This is a genomic window from Methylobacterium oxalidis, assembly GCF_007992195.1.
Classification (GTDB): Bacteria; Pseudomonadota; Alphaproteobacteria; order Rhizobiales; family Beijerinckiaceae; genus Methylobacterium; species Methylobacterium oxalidis.
Window position 1 is genome coordinate 90,507 of record NZ_BJZU01000017.1, and the last position, 15,745, is coordinate 106,251.

General features: G+C 72.1%; 20 protein-coding genes. 12 read left to right on the forward strand and 8 right to left on the reverse strand.

The genetic code is table 11. From position 1 onward, the window contains the following. The first annotated feature begins 45 nt into the window (after positions 1-45). The 3 genes from MOX02_RS05950 to MOX02_RS05960 all read left to right on the forward strand — a co-directional run bounded on the left by MOX02_RS05950 (position 46) and on the right by MOX02_RS05960 (position 1,805). The gene (locus MOX02_RS05950) at positions 46-732 is read left to right on the forward strand and encodes a PspA/IM30 family protein (RefSeq protein ID WP_147024879.1); all 687 of its coding nucleotides are present in this window, start codon (positions 46-48) and stop codon (positions 730-732) included. Between the two features lie 36 nt (positions 733-768). Further along, a complete protein-coding gene (locus MOX02_RS05955) occupies positions 769-1,041 on the forward strand; it encodes a YiaA/YiaB family inner membrane protein (protein ID WP_147024880.1) in 273 nt (90 codons plus the stop codon). A 71-nt stretch (positions 1,042-1,112) separates the two neighbouring features. Then, positions 1,113-1,805 carry a hypothetical protein gene (locus tag MOX02_RS05960; protein ID WP_147024881.1) on the forward strand — a complete coding sequence of 231 codons (693 nt, stop codon included), beginning with the start codon at positions 1,113-1,115 and terminating at the stop codon, positions 1,803-1,805. Here the strand turns inward: MOX02_RS05960 and MOX02_RS05965 are convergent. Together MOX02_RS05965 and MOX02_RS05970 are read right to left on the reverse strand one after the other, a co-directional pair. Beyond that, positions 1,802-2,002, reverse strand: coding sequence for a DUF2934 domain-containing protein (locus tag MOX02_RS05965; protein WP_147024882.1), 201 nt, complete (start codon positions 2,000-2,002; stop codon positions 1,802-1,804). The two genes, MOX02_RS05960 and MOX02_RS05965, sit on opposite strands and share 4 nt — an antisense overlap. A gap of 62 nt (positions 2,003-2,064) precedes the next feature. Then, positions 2,065-2,979 carry a manganese catalase family protein gene (locus tag MOX02_RS05970; protein WP_147024883.1) on the reverse strand — a complete coding sequence of 305 codons (915 nt, stop codon included), beginning with the start codon at positions 2,977-2,979 and terminating at the stop codon, positions 2,065-2,067. A 591-nt stretch (positions 2,980-3,570) separates the two neighbouring features. Between MOX02_RS05970 and MOX02_RS05975 the strand changes: the two genes are divergently transcribed. The 8 genes from MOX02_RS05975 (at position 3,571) to MOX02_RS06010 (ending at position 9,787) form a co-directional block, all read left to right on the forward strand. Further along, the gene (locus tag MOX02_RS05975) at positions 3,571-4,581 is read left to right on the forward strand and encodes a helix-turn-helix domain-containing protein (RefSeq protein WP_174804881.1); all 1,011 of its coding nucleotides are present in this window, start codon (positions 3,571-3,573) and stop codon (positions 4,579-4,581) included. 106 nt (positions 4,582-4,687) lie between these two features. Further along, on the forward strand, positions 4,688-5,557 hold the full coding sequence (gene motA, locus MOX02_RS05980; RefSeq protein ID WP_147024884.1) for a flagellar motor stator protein MotA: 870 nt from the start codon (positions 4,688-4,690) through the stop codon (positions 5,555-5,557). 1 nt (position 5,558) lies between these two features. Then, positions 5,559-6,497 (forward strand): flagellar motor switch protein FliM, encoded by a 939-nt coding sequence (locus MOX02_RS05985; RefSeq protein ID WP_147024885.1) that lies wholly within the window; start codon positions 5,559-5,561, stop codon positions 6,495-6,497. Continuing rightward, positions 6,481-6,780, forward strand: coding sequence for a hypothetical protein (locus MOX02_RS05990; RefSeq protein ID WP_147024886.1), 300 nt, complete (start codon positions 6,481-6,483; stop codon positions 6,778-6,780). The genes MOX02_RS05985 and MOX02_RS05990 overlap by 17 nt, the downstream gene beginning before the upstream one ends. A 99-nt stretch (positions 6,781-6,879) precedes the next feature. Next, entirely contained in the window at positions 6,880-7,203 is a 324-nt protein-coding gene (gene fliN, locus MOX02_RS05995) for a flagellar motor switch protein FliN (RefSeq protein WP_147024887.1), read from the forward strand. Positions 7,204-7,216: 13 nt separating this feature from the next. Further along, positions 7,217-8,245 carry a flagellar motor switch protein FliG gene (locus MOX02_RS06000; protein WP_147024920.1) on the forward strand — a complete coding sequence of 343 codons (1,029 nt, stop codon included), beginning with the start codon at positions 7,217-7,219 and terminating at the stop codon, positions 8,243-8,245. 28 nt (positions 8,246-8,273) lie between these two features. Next, entirely contained in the window at positions 8,274-9,338 is a 1,065-nt protein-coding gene (flhB, locus tag MOX02_RS06005) for a flagellar biosynthesis protein FlhB (protein ID WP_147024888.1), read from the forward strand. Further along, positions 9,335-9,787, forward strand: a complete 453-nt coding sequence (locus MOX02_RS06010; RefSeq protein WP_147024889.1) for a BspJ family T4SS effector nucleomodulin — start codon at positions 9,335-9,337, stop codon at positions 9,785-9,787. Before flhB ends, MOX02_RS06010 begins: the two co-directional genes overlap by 4 nt. A 75-nt stretch (positions 9,788-9,862) precedes the next feature. Here MOX02_RS06010 and MOX02_RS06015 read toward each other — a convergent pair whose 3' ends face one another. The 3 genes from MOX02_RS06015 to MOX02_RS31020 all read right to left on the reverse strand — a co-directional run bounded on the left by MOX02_RS06015 (position 9,863) and on the right by MOX02_RS31020 (position 11,356). After that, positions 9,863-10,525 carry an NrsF family protein gene (locus tag MOX02_RS06015; protein WP_147024890.1) on the reverse strand — a complete coding sequence of 221 codons (663 nt, stop codon included), beginning with the start codon at positions 10,523-10,525 and terminating at the stop codon, positions 9,863-9,865. Continuing rightward, entirely contained in the window at positions 10,518-11,120 is a 603-nt protein-coding gene (locus MOX02_RS06020; RefSeq protein WP_147024921.1) for an RNA polymerase sigma factor, read from the reverse strand. Before MOX02_RS06020 ends, MOX02_RS06015 begins: the two co-directional genes overlap by 8 nt. A 95-nt stretch (positions 11,121-11,215) precedes the next feature. Continuing rightward, on the reverse strand, positions 11,216-11,356 hold the full coding sequence (locus tag MOX02_RS31020; RefSeq protein ID WP_170267692.1) for a hypothetical protein: 141 nt from the start codon (positions 11,354-11,356) through the stop codon (positions 11,216-11,218). A gap of 433 nt (positions 11,357-11,789) precedes the next feature. Here MOX02_RS31020 and MOX02_RS06025 point away from each other — a divergent pair, with 433 nt between their 5' ends. Further along, on the forward strand, positions 11,790-12,473 hold the full coding sequence (locus MOX02_RS06025; RefSeq protein WP_147024891.1) for a response regulator transcription factor: 684 nt from the start codon (positions 11,790-11,792) through the stop codon (positions 12,471-12,473). Here the strand turns inward: MOX02_RS06025 and MOX02_RS06030 are convergent. From MOX02_RS06030 to MOX02_RS06040, 3 genes are read right to left on the reverse strand one after another with little or no spacing between them, the layout of a single operon-like run. Further along, on the reverse strand, positions 12,461-13,030 hold the full coding sequence (locus MOX02_RS06030) for a transglycosylase SLT domain-containing protein (protein ID WP_147024892.1): 570 nt from the start codon (positions 13,028-13,030) through the stop codon (positions 12,461-12,463). The two genes, MOX02_RS06025 and MOX02_RS06030, sit on opposite strands and share 13 nt — an antisense overlap. Beyond that, complete coding sequence (gene fliK, locus MOX02_RS06035) at positions 12,984-14,501, reverse strand: flagellar hook-length control protein FliK (protein ID WP_147024893.1); 1,518 nt, start codon at positions 14,499-14,501, stop codon at positions 12,984-12,986. The genes MOX02_RS06030 and fliK overlap by 47 nt, the downstream gene beginning before the upstream one ends. Beyond that, positions 14,498-15,742 (reverse strand): MotC family chemotaxis protein, encoded by a 1,245-nt coding sequence (locus tag MOX02_RS06040; protein WP_147024894.1) that lies wholly within the window; start codon positions 15,740-15,742, stop codon positions 14,498-14,500. The genes fliK and MOX02_RS06040 overlap by 4 nt, the downstream gene beginning before the upstream one ends. Positions 15,743-15,745 lie beyond the last annotated feature (3 nt).

A 15,745-nucleotide genomic window follows, 5' to 3' on the forward strand; every position in this document is an offset into this window, starting at 1 on the left:
TGCCACACAGGGAGTGTGAACGCTGTTCAACGAACGGAGCCACCGATGCTCAAGCTGTTTCGTCTCCTCGCCCGCGGCGCCGCCGCCCGCGCCGCCGAGGACTTCTTCGACCAGAACGCCCTCCTGATCCTCGACCAGCAGATCCGCGAGACCTGCGCCTCGCTGGAGCGCAGCCGGCGGGCGCTGGCCGTGGCGATTTCCGGCGACCGGGCCGAGGCCCGGCGCGCCGAGGCCGCCGAGGCCCGAGCACAGGACCTGGAGACCCGCGCCGTCGCCGCGCTGAAGGCCGGCCGCGAGGATCTCGCCGCGGAAGCCGCCGAGGCCATCGCCGAGCTGGAAGCGGAACGCGACGCGATCCGCGCCGCCCGCGCCACCTTCACCGCGGAGGTCGCCCGCATCCGCGAGACGGTGGCGGAGGCGGGCCGCCGTCAGGCCGAGCTCGAGCGCGGCCGCCGGGTCGCGGCCGCCGCGGAAGCCGTGCGGCGCCTCGGTGCGAGCGCCCGGCCGCAGGACACCACGACCCTGCGCGAGGCCGAGGCCACCCTCGCGCGGCTGAGGGAGCTTCAGGCGGAGACCGCCGACACCGAGGCGGCGCTGGCCGAGGCCGAGCCCGGCGCCGACATCGCCGAGCGCCTCAGGCGCGAGGGTTTCGGCGGCAGCGACCGCCCGACCGGCAGCGCCGTCCTCGAGCGCCTGCGCCGCTCGGCCGGCCTTGCCGCCGAAACCGCCTGATCCCGCAAACGCCACGCAACCCCGAGAGGAACCGCCATGACCAACGAGACACCCCGCCACTCCGGCGCCTGGGTCAGCTTCACCTACGCGTCCTTCATCGGTGCCGCCGCGATGGTCGGCTTCGGCATCCTCTTCATGCCGGTGGATTTCTGGCTGAAGGGCTACCTCGCCATGGGCGTCGTGATGCTGGTGCAGTCCTGCGTCACCGTCACCAAGACGGTGCGCGACGTCCACGAGGCCAAGCGGATGCTCAACCGCATCGAGGATGCGCGGACGGAGCGCCTGCTGATGTCGGTGGGCAAGGAGTAGCGCCGCCCCGGGCCCGGCCGCCGCGCCGGGCCCCTCACCCTCCGACCCGCCGCCTTCCGATGAGCCCCGCCATGACGACCCTCGACGCCGACGCCCGCCCTATTCTCCCGAGCCCGGCGCGCAGGCGCGGTGCCCGGCGCATCCCCGCCCCGGTCCGGATCGGCTACAGCCTGTTCGCGGCCGTGATCCTGCCCGTCTACCTGCACGCTTACGGGCCGACGAACCTCCTGTACTTCTGCGACCAGGCCATCCTGCTCACGCTCGTCGGCATCTGGCTCGAGAGCCCGCTCCTGATCTCCATGTGCGCCGTGGGCATCCTGGCACCGCAGGTGCTCTGGATCGCCGACTTCCTCGGCACCGCGATCGGCCTGCCGATCACGGGCATGACGGAGTACATGTTCGATCCGGCCAAGCCCCTGTTCCTGCGCGCCCTCTCGGGATTCCACGGCTGGCTGCCGATCCTGCTCGTCTATCTCGTGCTCCGCCTCGGCTACGACCGGCGGGCGCTCGCCGCGTGGACAGCCTCGGCCGTCGCGACCCTCCTCGTCTGCTTCTTCCTGATGCCGGGGCCGACCCCGGACCCGGGCCTGACGCCGGTCAACATCAACTACGTCTGGGGGATGAGCGACCGCGCCGCGCAGACCCTGGTGCCGGCCTGGGCGTGGCTCGCCGGGCTGATCGTCGGCCTGCCGGCCCTGCTCTTCGCGCCGACCCACCTCGTCCTCAGGCGCTGGATGCCCGAGGCGGGCAGGACCGGGCTCTAGCTCGCCGCCCCCTCCCCGCCCGCTCCGCCCGCCGGCTCGTGGCCAGCCCCGCGCTTGCGCTCGCGCTCGGCCCGGAGCTCGCGCTCGGCGAGGAGCCAGAACTCGATCTCGAACCCGGCAGGCCGGTGATTGCGCTCCCAGATCTCGTAGGCGCGCTCGCGGATCTGCTCGAACGTGATCGCGGCCTTGTCCGTCAATGCCCCTGCCCTCGTGGGATGGGCCCGGGCGGGGACGCGCCCCGCGCCGGGCCTCTGATGCCTCAGCGGCTCTTCTTATAGAGCTTGCTCGCCACCTCGAAGATCTCCTCCGGCGCATAGTTCGGGGCGAAAGCCCCGTAATTCCCGTCGAGCTCGGGGATCTTGCCGCCCTCCGGCATACCGTCCACCACCTCCAGATTGCCGGGAGGATCGCCGGGCAGCGCCACCTCGTCGTTCGACCAGACGCCCGCCGCCTCCTGGTAGTCGCTCGGACTGAATCGGTAGAGGCGCCGGTGGCTGCCCTCGTTGAGGTATTTCTGACACTCGGGGATGCGGCTGAGATCGATGTTGGGGGTCGGGAGCATCTTCTCGATCTCGACCCCGGTGAGCTTCTTCAGCGCCAGCGCGTAGGCGTGGGCGTGTACCGAGCCCCGCACGAGGAGATAACCGCAGACCTCTCGCCCGGTCGGGTCCTTCAGGGTCTCGTAGACCCGCAGCTTGTGGAGGCGCGCCCCACATTCCAAGTGGAAGTTGTGCAGGAGGTCGATGATGATGTTCCCCGTCGTCGTGACCATGTCCATGTTCCACGACGCGGCGTTCGAGTTCATCGGCATGGCGCCGCCGCCGTTGCTGAGGAAGCTGCCGGCGAGGCGGATGTCCTGCATGTCGTGGAACGGCGCCTTCGAGACGTCGACGTCCTCGGTCTGGTCACCGCTGCCGTTGTTCAGCATCGCGACCCCGGTAGAGACCAATTCGACGTGGCCGAGCTCTTCCGCGAAGATGCTGGAGACGAGGCTGTAGAAGGGCCGGAGCTTCGACTTGTCCCGGAAATTGAAACTCTGAAACATGTAGTTCCCGAGGGTAGACATCTCGCCGTACTTGCCGCCGAGCAACTCCTGCAGAGCGGCGGCCGCGTTGGGGTCGGGCTTCTTCGGCTGGGGCAACTCGGCCTGGAGGCGGTCGATCCTCATGAACATGGGCAGCACCTTTCCGGTTTGCGGTCACCGAAAGGGCGACTCTGCAACTTGCGGTATGTTCCCCGCGAACGTGGAGGGATGCCTGCGGCCTCTCCGCGCCGCGCTTCCCGCATCACGGCCCTGCCTCGGCGCCAGTCACGGATGGAGGCGGAGCGGCAGGCGGCAGATCTGAGAGATCTCGACGGACGTTCGGCACGTCATCAGGGCTTCGCTACAGCGGCCGCCGCCAGATGCCCCCAGTCCATGCACCGCTTGTATTCAATCAGCCGGTTGCCTCAGCAATCCTTGTTCAGGCGCCGCCGTCTCGAAGCCGCATCTGTGCAGAATTACACGGCAGCAGAAAACAGATTTGCTGTTGACCGCGACGGCTGATCCGTCGCAATGAGGCCGCCGGACCCTGGGAACTTTCGCTCCCGTCAGGCGTCCGAACCCTTGTCCATGGGCGCCCGAGGCGTCGGAGGCGGCGACGGCTTGCGAGCGGAACCGGGGCGCGACCGGATCACGCCCGACAGGACGGCGCGCCTCCCGCATCTCGGTTCCGCAGCGCCCGCGGTCAGCCACGGCCCGCATCCTCGAAGGTCTTGACACCGCGTGTCCACCCTGCCGCGCCTGGACTACCTGACGACGGGCCTGCCCAATGCCCAGGCCTACGAGATCTGGAAGGGCGTCGTCGGCGCGCTCTTCGAGCCCCGCGCCTTCCACCCGAGCCAGCACCATCCGACCGGCTCCGCGAGCGGCGTGGTGATGGGCAACATGATCGTCGCGCGGGTCGTCTTCACCGCCCAGAGCTTCCACCGCGACCGGGCGCTGATCGAGCGGACGCCGGACCACGTCCTGTTCCACCTCTACAATGTCGGCGGCTTCAACGGCACGATCACCCGCCACCAGACCACGATCTGGTCCGCGCAGGTCGCCGTCATCGATCTGCGCCACGAGGTGAGCACGCACGCCGCCTCCTCGGACACGATCTCGCTGATCGTCCCGCGCAACCTCCTGCCCGGCGTGGACGATCTCGCCCTGCCGCCGCGCCTGGAGCCGGCCCGGAACCGCCTGCTCGCGGCCCACCTGACCGCGTTGCGCGAGCGCAGCGCCCATCTCGACGAGGCGGACGTGCCCGGGGTGACCGAGCGCACGCTGGAGGTGCTGTCGACCCTGCTCGATCCCTCGCGCGCCCTCGACCACCTCGACACCCCGGCCCTCGACACGAGCCACCTAGCGCTGGCCGAGCAGGCGATCCGCGAGAACCTCGCCTTACCCGACCTCGGACCGGACTGGCTGGCGACCAGGCTCGGCATCTCGCGGGCGAGCCTCTACCGCCTGTTCGCGCCCTACGGGGGCATCATGCGCTGCGTCCAGGAGCGGCGCCTGCTCGCCGTGCGGGCGGCGCTGAGCGACCCGCTGGAGACGCGCCTGCTGTCGCGGCTCGCCGCGGAGCACGGCTTCCAGAGCGAGGCGCATTTCAGCCGGAGCTTCCGCGCCCAGTTCGGCACGACGGCGAGCGAGTTCCGCGCCGAGCAGCTGAAGGTGGCCCGCGAGACCGCCCGCACGAGCCTCGACGTGTTCAACTGGTGGTGGGAGCACCTCGGCGCGCGCTCGGGTTGAGGGCGGGCCGGCGGCAGGCCGAAAAGCCCCGCGCAAGCCTTACCCCCTACTCCCTCGGCCCGAAGGCGGATTCGTCCGCGCCGCGCGCGGGGCGCGGGAGGGCAGCATGGGCGTTTTCATCGGCCTCGTCATCGCGATCGGCTGCATGCTCGGCGGCTTCGTCGCCATGGGCGGCCACCTGATCGTGATCTGGCAGCCCTGGGAGTTCGTCATCATCGGCGGCATGGCCGCCGGCACCCTGGTGATGGCCAACCCGATGAAGACGGTGGTCGATTCCGGCAAGGCCACCCTGGAGGCGATCACCGACAAGGTGCCCAAGCGCAAGGACTACCTCGCCCTGCTCGGCCTCCTGCACGCCCTGATGCGCGAGTTGAAGACGAAGCCGCGCAACGAGGTCGAGACGCATTTCGACGATCCGGCCAATTCCGAGATCTTCAAGAACTACCCGGACATCGCGAAGAACCAGGACCTGGTTCTGTTCATCTGCGACTACTGCCGGCTGATCCTGATCGGCAATGCCCGCTCGCACGAGATCGAGGCGCTGATGGAGGAGGAGATCGGCACCCACCGCAAGAGCGCGCTCAAGCCCTACAACGCCATCAACACGGTGGCTGAGGCGCTGCCGGCGCTGGGCATCGTCGCGGCGGTGCTCGGCATCGTGAAGGCGATGGGCGCGCTCGACCAGTCGCCGCAGATCCTCGGCGGCCTCATCGGCGCGGCGCTCGTCGGCACCTTCTTCGGGGTGTTCGCCTCGTACGGGGTGCTGGCGCCGCTCGCCGTGAAGATCAAGGGCGTGCGCGAGAAGCAGGGCGCGGTCTACACGATCGTCAAGCAGAGCCTCATCGCCTACATGAACGGCGCCCTTCCGCAGGTCGCGGTGGAGCACGGCCGCAAGGGCATCGCCTCGTCCGACCGGCCGACCATCGACGAGGTCGAGGCGGCCACCGTCCCCGGCGCCCGGGCGGAGGCGGCCTGAGATGGACGCGCCCGCCCACGCCTCGCAGCCCGTCGACATCCGCGCCCGCATCCAGGAGGCGGCCGGCCTGTCCCTCGACAGGCTGCCGATGCTCCACGTCATCTTCGACCGGCTGGCCACCGCCTGCGGCGACGCGCTGAAGCACCTCGCCGCCTCGACGATCTTCTACTCGCTGTCCGGCGTCCAGGGCGGGCGCTTCGGCGAGTTCCTCGACGCCTACGATTCCAGCGCCGTGGTCGGCATCTTCCACGCCCCCGAATGGGACGGGCACGTCCTCGTCGGCTTCGACCGGGATTTCATCTTCACCATGGTCGAGGTGCTGTTCGGCGCCGACGGCTCGGAGCAGCCCGTCGAGGACGAGCGCAACTTCTCGGCGATCGAGCTGGCCATCGCCCGGATGATCTTCGAGCAGGTCGGCAAGGCGCTCGAATCCTCCTTCGGCCTCGTCTCGCAGACGCCCTTCCGCCTGGAGCGGATGGAGACCCGCATGGAGTTCGCCGTCATCGGGCGGCGCAGCAACAAGGCGGTGCAGGCCAAGTTCCTGCTCCAGGCGCTCAACCGCGGCGGCGAGATGTTCCTCGTGATCCCGCAGACGGTGCTCAACCCCCTGCGCCCGAGCCTCGCCAAGGTGCTGACCGGCGAGTCCGCCGCCCGCGACCCGCGCTGGACGCAGCAGATCGCCGCCGAGGTCCAGAAGACCGAGGTGCACCTGCGCGCGGTGCTGGAGGAGCGCCACCTCACCCTCGGCGAGATCGCGGGCCTCAAGGTCGGCCAGGTGATCGCGCTCGACGCCACCCCCGCCACCCGGGTCAAGCTCGAGGGCAACGACCGGCCCCTGTTCTGGTGCCACGCGGGCCAGGCCCAGGGCGCCTACGTGCTGCGGGTCGACGAAGTGATCAATCAGGACAGGGAAGAGGGCGTTCATGGCCTCCTTGGTTGACGGCGTTCTGCTGGCGGCCCTCGTCGGCACCAGCGCCTGCGTTGTGCCGATGTACCTCAAGCTCAAGCGGCTCGACCGGGCGCAGGCCGCCTACGGCCGGGCCATGGCGGAGTCGGGCCACGCCCTCGCCAGCGCGGGGGAGGCGGTGCGCAGCTTCGCGGGCGAGGGCCGCGAGGTGCTCGACGCCCTCGGCCTCAAGATCGAGGAGGCGCGGGCGGCGCAGGCCGACCTCGAGGCGTCCCGCCGCGCCCTCCTCGCCGCGCGGGCGGAGGGCGGCCGCTAGGCCGCCCCGCCCTTCGGCCCGGACCCGCGACAGCCTCGGGCCAGCCAGACCCCCTAGACCTGCCAGCCGACCGTAGGCCGCGATCCCCCGAGTCCCGTGATGAGCAGCAGCCCCTTCCCCGATGCAGCCCCGACCGCCGGCCCGCAGGTCGGCGACGGCCGCAATCTCGATTCGATACTGCGCATTCCCGTCCTCGTGCAGGTGGTGCTCGGCTCGGCCACCATGCCCGTCGCCAACCTGATGAAGCTCGGGCGCGGCGCCATCGTCCCCCTCGACCACCGGGTCGGCGAGCCCGTCGACGTGATGGTCAACGGCCGCGTGATCGCGCGCGGCGAGATCGTGATCGTCGAGGAGGACAATTCCCGCTTCGGCGTCTCGCTGACCGAGGTCGTCGGCCCCGCCGATCCCGATCAGAACGGCTGAGGCGCCTTCCGTGGTGGCGCCTCCCCCGGTCGTGCGCGGCGGGCCGCGGCCGCTCGACCCGGTCGATCAGGTCGCGGCGCTTCTGCTCGCCATGGGCAAGCCCGCCGCGGGACGCCTCCTGAAGTATTTCGAGCCGGACGAGCTGAAGCGCATCACCCGCTCGGCGGTGCATCTCGGGGCCGTAAGCCCCAACCAGCTCGATGCGGTGGTGGAGAGCTTCTCGGCGGAGTTCGCGAACGGCGCGAGCCTCGTGGGTACCGCGCAGGAGGTGGAGAAGCTCCTCACCGGCATCCTGCCCGCCGACCAGATCGCCGACATCCTGGCCGAGGTGCGCGGCAACGCCGCCCGTTCGGTCTGGGAGCGGATGGGCACGGTCTCGGAGAGCGTGCTCGCCGGCTATCTCGTGAAGGAGCACCCGCAGACCGCGGCGCTCATCCTGTCGCGCGTCAAGCCCGCCACCGCCGCCAAGGTGATGGGCCACCTGCCGGGCCCGCTGCGCAACACGGTGATGCGGCGGATGCTGAGCTTCAAGCCGATCGTCGACGAGATCCTGCAGAGCGTCGAGAAGACCCTGCACGAGGACTTCATGATCAACGGCCCGCGCAATTCCGGGGCCGACACGCACGCCAAGATGGCCGACATCATCAACAAGATGGACCGGGCCCAGATGGACGACGTGCTCTCGAGCCTCGCGGAGACGCGGCCGAAATCGGTCGAGACCCTGAAGGGCCTGCTCTTCACCTTCGACGACATCGTCAAGCTGGCCCCGCGCGCCCGCACGGCCCTGTTCGACGCGGTGCCGAACGACCGCCTCGTCCTGGCGCTCAAGGGGACCGACGCGGAGTTCCGCGGCGTCATCCTCGGCGCCCTCTCGGCCCGGGTGCGCCGCATGGTCGAGCACGAGCTGAACGGCGGGGAGCCGGCCGCGCAGAAGGACGTGATGGAGGCGCGCCGCAGCATCACGGACCTCGCCATGGAGATGGCCGGGCGCGGCGAGATCGAGATCAACCCGGGAGGCGAGGATGAAGCGCTCATCCGCTGAGACCTTCCGGCCGGCGCGTCACTGACGCATGGCCGAGGAGACCGACCAGGAGAGCCGGACCGAGGCGCCGACCGACCGGCGCATCCGCGAGGCGATCGAGAAGGGCGACGTGCCCTTCTCGCGGGAGGCGCCGACCTTCGCGGCGATCCTCGGGCTCCTCGTCAGCCTGAGCCTCGTCGTGCGCGGGCAGGCGGCGCAGATCGCGCGGGACCTCTCCGCGCTGTTCGACCATCCGGGCGGCTTCCGGCTCGAGGCGAGCGGCGACGTGCAGGTGCTGCTGCAGGCGGTGGGCCTCTCGGCCGGGCGGTTCCTGCTGCCGATCCTCCTCATCCTCGCGGGCTTCGGGCTCGCGGCCTCGCTGATCCAGAACGTGCCCCGCGCGGTGGGCGAGCGGATCCGCCCGAAATGGAGGAACGTCTCGCCCGCCGCCGGCTGGAGCCGGATCTTCGGCCGGTCGGGACAAGTCGAGTTCCTGAAAGCCGTCCTTAAAGTCCTTGCCGTCAGTCTCGTCGTTCTCCTCATCCTGCGCTCGGAGCGGCAGAAGGCCGTCAATGCCATGTACGTCGATCCGAGCCAGCTCCCGGAGCTGATCCTCACCCTCTCGATCCGCCTCGTCTCGGCGGTGAGCATCGCCACCATCGTGATCGTGGCGGGCGACCTCGTCTGGGCGCGCCTGCGCTGGCAGCGCTCGCTGCGGATGTCGCGCCAGGAGATCAAGGACGAGATGAAGCAGGTGGAGGGCGACCCGGGCGTGAAGGCGCGCCTGCGCTCCCTCGCCCAGGACCGCTCGCGCAACCGCATGCTCGCCTCCGTGGACCGGGCGACCGTGGTGATCGCCAACCCGACCCACTTCGCCGTGGCGCTCCGCTACGAGCCCTCCGAGAACCCGGCGCCGCTGGTCCTCGCCAAGGGCAAGGACCTGATCGCCCTGCGCATCCGCGAGATCGCCGAGTCGCACGGCATCGCCGTGATCGAGGACAAGCCTCTCGCAAGGTCGCTGTACGATGCTGTGCAGGTCGACCAGACGATCCCGGCCGAGTTCTACCGCGCCGTGGCGCAGATCCTGTTCTTCCTGTTCGCGAGGCCCCGATGAGTTCTGCGGTCCACGATTTCGCGGCCGGGCGCTACGCCTGCGCGGAACAGGTCGCGGCGGTCGAGCGCGTCTTCGCCGCCGAGATCCGCGACTTCATCGCCGAGCTGTGCCTCCTCGACGGCGGCCTGCTCGTCGGCTGGGTCCACAACGAGCGCCACGCCAACATCGCCGACCTCGTCGCCTCCTCCGCCGAGCCCTTCTTCAAGGAGGCGACGCTCGCCTACGCCGACGCGGCCGACGTGCGGCTCGACTGGGGCCGCTCGCTCCAGGTGGTGCTCGACATGGAGTTCGTGACGCAGCCCGTGACGGTGTTCTTCAAGCTCGTCCTCGACGGCTACTTCGTCGGCGTCGCGATCCAGCGGATCCTGACCGAGCACGAGCCCCCGCTCTGCCTCGACCGCTTCGCCCACGCCCTGTCGGACGCCCGTCACGCCTCCGCGCGGATGTGAGGCTGCCCGAGGTCCGATCGGGAAGCCCGGGATGCGGGCTGCCGCGCATAGGCCCGCGCCTCGGGGAGGGAGCGGTCAGGCGCCCTCGGCCCGGCCACCGAGGAGGCGGCCCCCGAACAGCCCGTTGAGGCCGATCACCAGCAGGACCGCGACGCCGTGCGCCAGGAGATCCGTCGCGGTGGCGTCGTGCGGGTGGAGCGGCACGAGGAGCGCGGCGGCGGCCGCCGCGGCGGCGAGGCCCGCCAGGGCCGCCGTGAGGGTCGGCCGCAGCGGGCAGGCCCGACGCAGCATCAGCACGAGCAGCACGGAGAGCGGCAGCGAGACGCTGACCAGGAACGCGAAGCAGCCCCGCATCTCCTCCGCGTCCGCGACGCCGGAGGACGGCGCCAGCCACGCGCGCAGGCAGCCGAGCCCGCTCGCCCCGAGCCAGAGCGCGAGCGGCGGCAGGGGCAGGAGCGCCCAGGCTCGCGCCCGGCCCGGCACGCTCGTCTGGAAGGCGGCGAAGGCGGCGGCCGCCGCCGTCAGGGCGGCGCCGATCGCGGCGGCCTGAAGGTCCGGCACGGCGAGACGGAGGCGGAGCCCGGACAGGTCCGCGAAGGGCAGGAGGAGGAGGCCGAGCGCGAGGGCCGCCCCGCACCACAGCACGGCCCGGCGGCCCGGCGGCCGCAGCCGGCGCACGGGCGCGAGAGAGCCAGCGAGATCCTCGACGAGGCGGTCGTGACGGTCGGGTTCAGACATCGCGCCCCTCCCTGTCGGGCGCGAGCGCCGCGCGCAAGCTCTTGAGGGCGCGGTGCAGGTTCACCTTCAGAGCCCCCTTGCTGCGCCCGGTCAGCGCGGACGCCTCCGCGAGGGAGCGCTCGTGGAGTGCGAGGTGCTCCACCGCCTGGCGCTGGCCCGCGGGCAGGCTCGCCACGGCCCGGGCGAGCCGGGCCTCGCGCAGGCGCGCCTCCTGGCCCTCCTCAAGGGCCTGACCGGGCGCCGGTCCCGCATCCTCCTGCCCGTCCAGGGAAGCGGGGTCGTGCACCTCCTGCGGGCGCCGGCTCTGGCGGCGCAGCGCGTCGACCGCCCGCCGCTGCGCGATGGCGCGCAGCCAGGGCAGGAACGGCCGCGCCGGATCGTAGGTGGCCCGCGCCCGGTGGATGGTCAGCAGCGCCTCCTGCACCACGTCGTCCACGGCGGCGCCGCGCACGCCCTGCCCGCACGCCACCCCTGCGATCACCGGCACGCACGCGCGCAGCACCCGGCGATAAGCCGCCGCATCCCCGTCCTGCGCCGCCCGCATCGCGGCCGAGAGGGACGCCTCGCCGGGTCCTGTCGCGTGTCGGGCTTGCATGGCGGGCAGCGCGTCCGAGCGGGTCCAGGTCGGACCCGGCATCGGCATCCGGTATGCGAGAGCGGCCATCCTCTGCCATCCGACCGGTAAGAGACCTACTGCGTCATCGCCGTCTTGGCCATTCCAGGCGCGCGCCGCGTCCGGTCGCCCGCACGGATCCCGGCCGCCGATTCCACCGTCGCGCCCTCTCCCGTGCCCGGCGCCGCGTCGAGGAGGGCGGTGGCGAGGATGCTCATGAGATCTGTCCTTCAGATGGGGCGACCGGGTCCGCGCCCGCACCGTGATGGTTCGTCGGCGCCCGCGCGCCGGTTACGTGCGCGGACCATCCGCTCCGCCCTCCGAGCGCTGTCGGCCGAAATCGGCCCAGCCCGGCGGCGGCAGTGCCCGTCCCTGGCATTCTGTGGACCGGGTCTTTTATCCCACACATGGGCGGCATTCGCGGAATCTACGTAGGCGCGGTGATCCGGACGCGTTCCCGGACGTTGACCGCCGCGAACGATGCCGACATGGATCGAAGGCATGCGAATCGCAGATCATCGACAGTCGATCCGATACATTTCACTGCAGCTTTCTGAGCAATTTCTGTCCGGCCTCGACAAATGTTAGCAAATTTTGGCCAATTGCTCGGAGACGGCGCACAAATATCGTCCTCCCGCGGGGATTGAACAGATGTATTTCTTGGTCGACGCCAGGGAATCGGTGAACGCGGGCTACCGGGCGAGCTTCGAGCGCGAGGGCGTCTCCTCCTTCGGCCTCTCCCCCGAGGAGTTCGAGAGTTGGATCGCCGCAGCCTCCGCGAGCGACATCGACGCGATCCAGGGCTTTCTGCTCGGCGACTTCGAGGATCGCGCCCGCTGCGCCAGCTTCATCCGCAAGCACTCGCGGGCGCCGATCATCGCGCTGGCCGACGTGCGCTCCCTGGAGCAGACGCTGGTTCTGTTCGATGCCGGCATCGACGACGTGCTGCCCAAGCCCGTGCACGTGCGCGAGATCCTGGCCCGATCCGAGGCGATCTGGCGCCGCGTGAACGGCGGCCTGCCGCAGGCCGGCGAGGCGGAGGCCGCGCCCGAGCGGCTGAAGGTGTTCTTCGACGGGCGGGATCCCGAGGTCGACGGGGTGCCCCTCCCCCTGCCGCGGCGCGAGCGGCACATCCTCGAATACCTCGTGCGAAACCGGGGCCGGCGCCTGACCAAGGCCCAGGTCTTCAACGTGGTCTACGGCGTCTACAGCAACGGCGTCGAGGAGAGCGTGGTCGAGGGCCACGTGAGCAAGCTGCGCAAGAAGCTCAGCCAGCGGCTCGGCTACGACCCGATCGAGGCCAAGCGCTACATCGGCTACACCTACGTCGGCTGAGCCGGCGCCGGCTGGCAGAAGCTCCGGGCGCCGGGCGTCCAGTTGCCGAAGCCCGTCGCCACCATGTTGGTGATGACCCGGCAGACGTAGACCTTCTGCGCCGGATTGTTGTTCGGGCCGGCGTGATAGCGCGCTACCGCGAGGGTCCAGCTCCCCTCCCGCTCCTTCAGCTCCTTGAGGAAGCGCGTCGCGTACTCGACGTTCTGGCGCGGGTCGATCATCGCCTCGATGGAGGGAAACCTCGCCCGGTGGTAATGGTGGTTGATCTGCATGCAGCCGAGATCGACCAGCCGCACGCCCTCGGCCTGAGCCTGCGCGAGGCGCCGCACGACGTCCGCCGCGCTCGTCCCGAAATAGGCCTTTCCCGCGATGTTCATGGCGTATGGCTGCAGCGAGCCGCGCTTGCCGCTCTCGGTCAGCCCCACGGCGTAGAGCATGCCGAGCGGCACCCCGTGCTTGGCCGCGGCCTGGGCCATCTGCTGCTCGCACACGTTCGCCGCGGCCGGGCCGCTACAGATACACGCCGCCGCGACGGCGCTCGCCAGGATGCGTCTCATGTCCCTCGTCCCGGCGCGCGGCCGGCTCCTCGTCCCGTGCCGGCGGCTGGCGGCCGGCCGGCTGGTCGGGCGTCGATCCGCCCTGGTTCTGTCCGCCGGCCATCGCCTGGAAGGCCGATCCCTGCCCCGGCTGCTGGCTCTGCGGGCTTCCGTGCGGCTGCCCCTGTGCCTGCCCTTGGCCACGGCCGGCCTGAGCCATCTCGGAACCGGCCGCCTGGATGCTGACGATCTCCGGCCGGTAGCCGGCCGCGCGCAGGAGCTCGGCGAGGCGGTGCTCGTCCTTGCGCAGCAGCTCCGCCGTCTCGTCCCGGCTCGCCTGCAGATCCATGGCGAGCCGCCCGTCCTGCAGGCGCATCCGGATCAGCACCGAGCCGAGCTCGTCCGGTTTGAGCTGGAGCGTGAGGAGGCGCACCGGCCCGTCCGCGCGGCCCTGACCGGGTTCGGGCACCGCGCCCGGCGCGGCGGGGGTGGCGGCGACCGCGTCCGCGATCTGCCGGAGCGTGGCCGAGGGCAGGGCCGGAGCGGCCGGGGCTCCCGTGGAGACGGATGGCGCGGGGGAGGCCGTGCCGCCGCCCTCGTCGGACCGCACCGGGGGCTCGGCGACGGAGGTCATCCCGTCTTGGGGAGCGGTCCGCTGCCGGCCCTCGCGCGCGTCACCGACCGCCGGCCGGGGCGCGGCGACGGGGCGGGCAGCCGCGGCCTCCCGGCTTCCGGCCCACACCGGCACGTCGGCGCCGGCCTCGCCCTCCGGTTGCGGAGGTGAGCCGGGTTTCGGGCCGGTGCCCGCCGGCCCGGCTGCCGGTACCGGTCCGGGCACCGTCTCGATCCGGGGCTGCGCGCCCTGGACGGCGGCGGGGCGGGATCCGCCCGCCTGCGCGAGCGCGGCGAGGCGCGCCTGCTCGGCGGCCGCGGCGGGTTCAGGATCCGGCGCGCCCGCCGAGGACGTCCGCGGACCCGGGAGTGCACCGGCCGCGGCTACGGGCGCGAAATGCGTCTCGCGCGCGAGGACCGACAGTGCCGGCCGCTCCCCGAGGATAGGGGGCGCTCCCGCCGCAGGCGCGGAGGCCCGCTCCATCAGCGCGGCGAGGCCGGCATCCGCGGCCGTTGCCAGGGCGGCAACCGGGCCGGGCGTCGGGACGGCGCGCGCGAGGAGAGTCGTGAGGTCGGCCGGCCCGTCCTGCTGCGCGGACGCGGCGATGGCCGCCGCGCCGGCCGGCGCGACGGGCAGCAGCGCGAGAAGCGCGCCCGCCGCGTCCGGGCGCGGCATCCCGGGCGGCGCTGCGGCCGCTTCTTCCCGCCCCTCCGTGTCCCGCGCGGGATCGGCCGCGTCCCCGGTCCGCGCCTCCGCGAGGTCGCCGAGGAGCGTTCCGAACCCGGCGGTCTCCTCCGCGCCGGTCTCGGGCGCGGGCCGGCCGAGGCCCGCCTCCGGCCGCTGCCGGATGCCGGGCAGCATCGTGTCGAGGGGGGTCACGGGTCGCTCCCGTTGATGAGACGGTCGATGCGCGCCACCGCCTCCTGCGCGCGGGCGATCGAGGCGGGGGTCGGCACGGCGCGGGGACCGGCCCCCTCGGCCGGCTCCGGCCGCCGCGCCGCGGGCTCGGCCGGCGTGCGGATCTGCGCCGCGGTGGAGAGGGCCGCGTCGAGGAGCGTCGCGTCGGCCTCGGGCAGGAGATCCCGCTCGATGGCGCGCAGGGCTTCCTGGCCCTCCTCGAAGCGCCCGTCCGCGACGATCAGGGCGGCGCCCCGGTAGAGGCGGGCCTGGGCGGCGGCGCGGGATTCCGGATCGGCGAGGCCGGCCGCCCGCTCGGCGGCGAAGATCGCGGTCTCCCGCCGCCCCTGCTCGAGCCCGGCGCGGGCGACGAGGAGGTAGAGGTCGCGCCGGCCCTCGGGCTCGATCTCGGCGAGCATCCGCTCCAGCCGGACCACGCGGGCCGGCTCGCTGCCGAAATCGAGCCGGGTCAGGGCGGCGGCGAAGCGCTGGCGGAAATTGCCCGCGTAGACCGAGCGCCGGAACCGGCGCAGGTACTGGATCGACAGGGCCTCGAAGCGCCGCGCGTCGCCTCCCTGCGCCAGCACGAAGATCTCGCGGCGGAGCGCCCCCTCCTCGACCAGGGTGCCGGGGGCCAGGAGCCGGGCGAGGTCGAGGAGCTCGATCGCCTGGCGCGGCGCCTCGCGCACGGCGAGCGCGGCCTGCGTCAGGGCGAGTTGCCCGGCGAGTCCCGGTCCCATCGCGCGGGCGTCGTAGCGCGAGAGGTGCGCCCGCGCCTCCCGCTCGCGCCCGTCGAGATAGGCGATCGCCCCGAGGACGAGACCCGCCTCGCCGTCGGCGACGCGGCTGCCCTCGTTCATCCGCCGCAGCACAGCCGGGCCGCCGCCGCCGAGGGCGAAGGCCACCGCCGCGCGGACGTTCTCGGGCGACGTCCAGGTCTCCGGCGCGGCGGCCAGCAGGCGTTCCTCGATGTGCCCGAGGAGCTGGCGCTGCGCGAGATGCGCCTGCGTCGAGCCGCGGGCGATCCGGTCCTGCAGGAGCTGCAGGGTGCGCACCAGCTCGACGGGCAGCCCGCGCGGCGCCACGGGCAGCGGCTCGACGGGCGCCGCGGCGGGCCCCGGCCCGTCGCCGCCGTGGCCGTCGCCGGCCGCATCGGCCGGCCCGGCGATGAGAAGGGCGGAGAGGACGAGCGCGACGGCCGCGCCGCTCCGCCTGCCGGGCATCGG

What these genes read in the sequence shown, in the direction of transcription:
- fliN (WP_147024887.1), top strand. Translation starts at nt 6,880, where the DNA reads ATGAGCAGCAGCCCCTTCCCCGATGCAGCCCCGACCGCCGGCCCGCAG.
- MOX02_RS31020 (WP_170267692.1), bottom strand. Translation starts at nt 11,356, where the DNA reads ATGAGCATCCTCGCCACCGCCCTCCTCGACGCGGCGCCGGGCACGGGA.
- MOX02_RS06010 (WP_147024889.1), top strand. Translation starts at nt 9,335, where the DNA reads ATGAGTTCTGCGGTCCACGATTTCGCGGCCGGGCGCTACGCCTGCGCG.
- flhB (WP_147024888.1), top strand. Translation starts at nt 8,274, where the DNA reads ATGGCCGAGGAGACCGACCAGGAGAGCCGGACCGAGGCGCCGACCGAC.
- MOX02_RS06030 (WP_147024892.1), bottom strand. Translation starts at nt 13,030, where the DNA reads ATGAGACGCATCCTGGCGAGCGCCGTCGCGGCGGCGTGTATCTGTAGC.
- MOX02_RS05970 (WP_147024883.1), bottom strand. Translation starts at nt 2,979, where the DNA reads ATGTTCATGAGGATCGACCGCCTCCAGGCCGAGTTGCCCCAGCCGAAG.
- MOX02_RS06020 (WP_147024921.1), bottom strand. Translation starts at nt 11,120, where the DNA reads ATGCAAGCCCGACACGCGACAGGACCCGGCGAGGCGTCCCTCTCGGCC.
- MOX02_RS06015 (WP_147024890.1), bottom strand. Translation starts at nt 10,525, where the DNA reads ATGTCTGAACCCGACCGTCACGACCGCCTCGTCGAGGATCTCGCTGGC.
- MOX02_RS05955 (WP_147024880.1), top strand. Translation starts at nt 769, where the DNA reads ATGACCAACGAGACACCCCGCCACTCCGGCGCCTGGGTCAGCTTCACC.
- MOX02_RS06040 (WP_147024894.1), bottom strand. Translation starts at nt 15,742, where the DNA reads ATGCCCGGCAGGCGGAGCGGCGCGGCCGTCGCGCTCGTCCTCTCCGCC.
- MOX02_RS05950 (WP_147024879.1), top strand. Translation starts at nt 46, where the DNA reads ATGCTCAAGCTGTTTCGTCTCCTCGCCCGCGGCGCCGCCGCCCGCGCC.
- MOX02_RS05960 (WP_147024881.1), top strand. Translation starts at nt 1,113, where the DNA reads ATGACGACCCTCGACGCCGACGCCCGCCCTATTCTCCCGAGCCCGGCG.
- motA (WP_147024884.1), top strand. Translation starts at nt 4,688, where the DNA reads ATGGGCGTTTTCATCGGCCTCGTCATCGCGATCGGCTGCATGCTCGGC.
- MOX02_RS05990 (WP_147024886.1), top strand. Translation starts at nt 6,481, where the DNA reads ATGGCCTCCTTGGTTGACGGCGTTCTGCTGGCGGCCCTCGTCGGCACC.
- MOX02_RS06025 (WP_147024891.1), top strand. Translation starts at nt 11,790, where the DNA reads ATGTATTTCTTGGTCGACGCCAGGGAATCGGTGAACGCGGGCTACCGG.
- MOX02_RS05985 (WP_147024885.1), top strand. Translation starts at nt 5,559, where the DNA reads ATGGACGCGCCCGCCCACGCCTCGCAGCCCGTCGACATCCGCGCCCGC.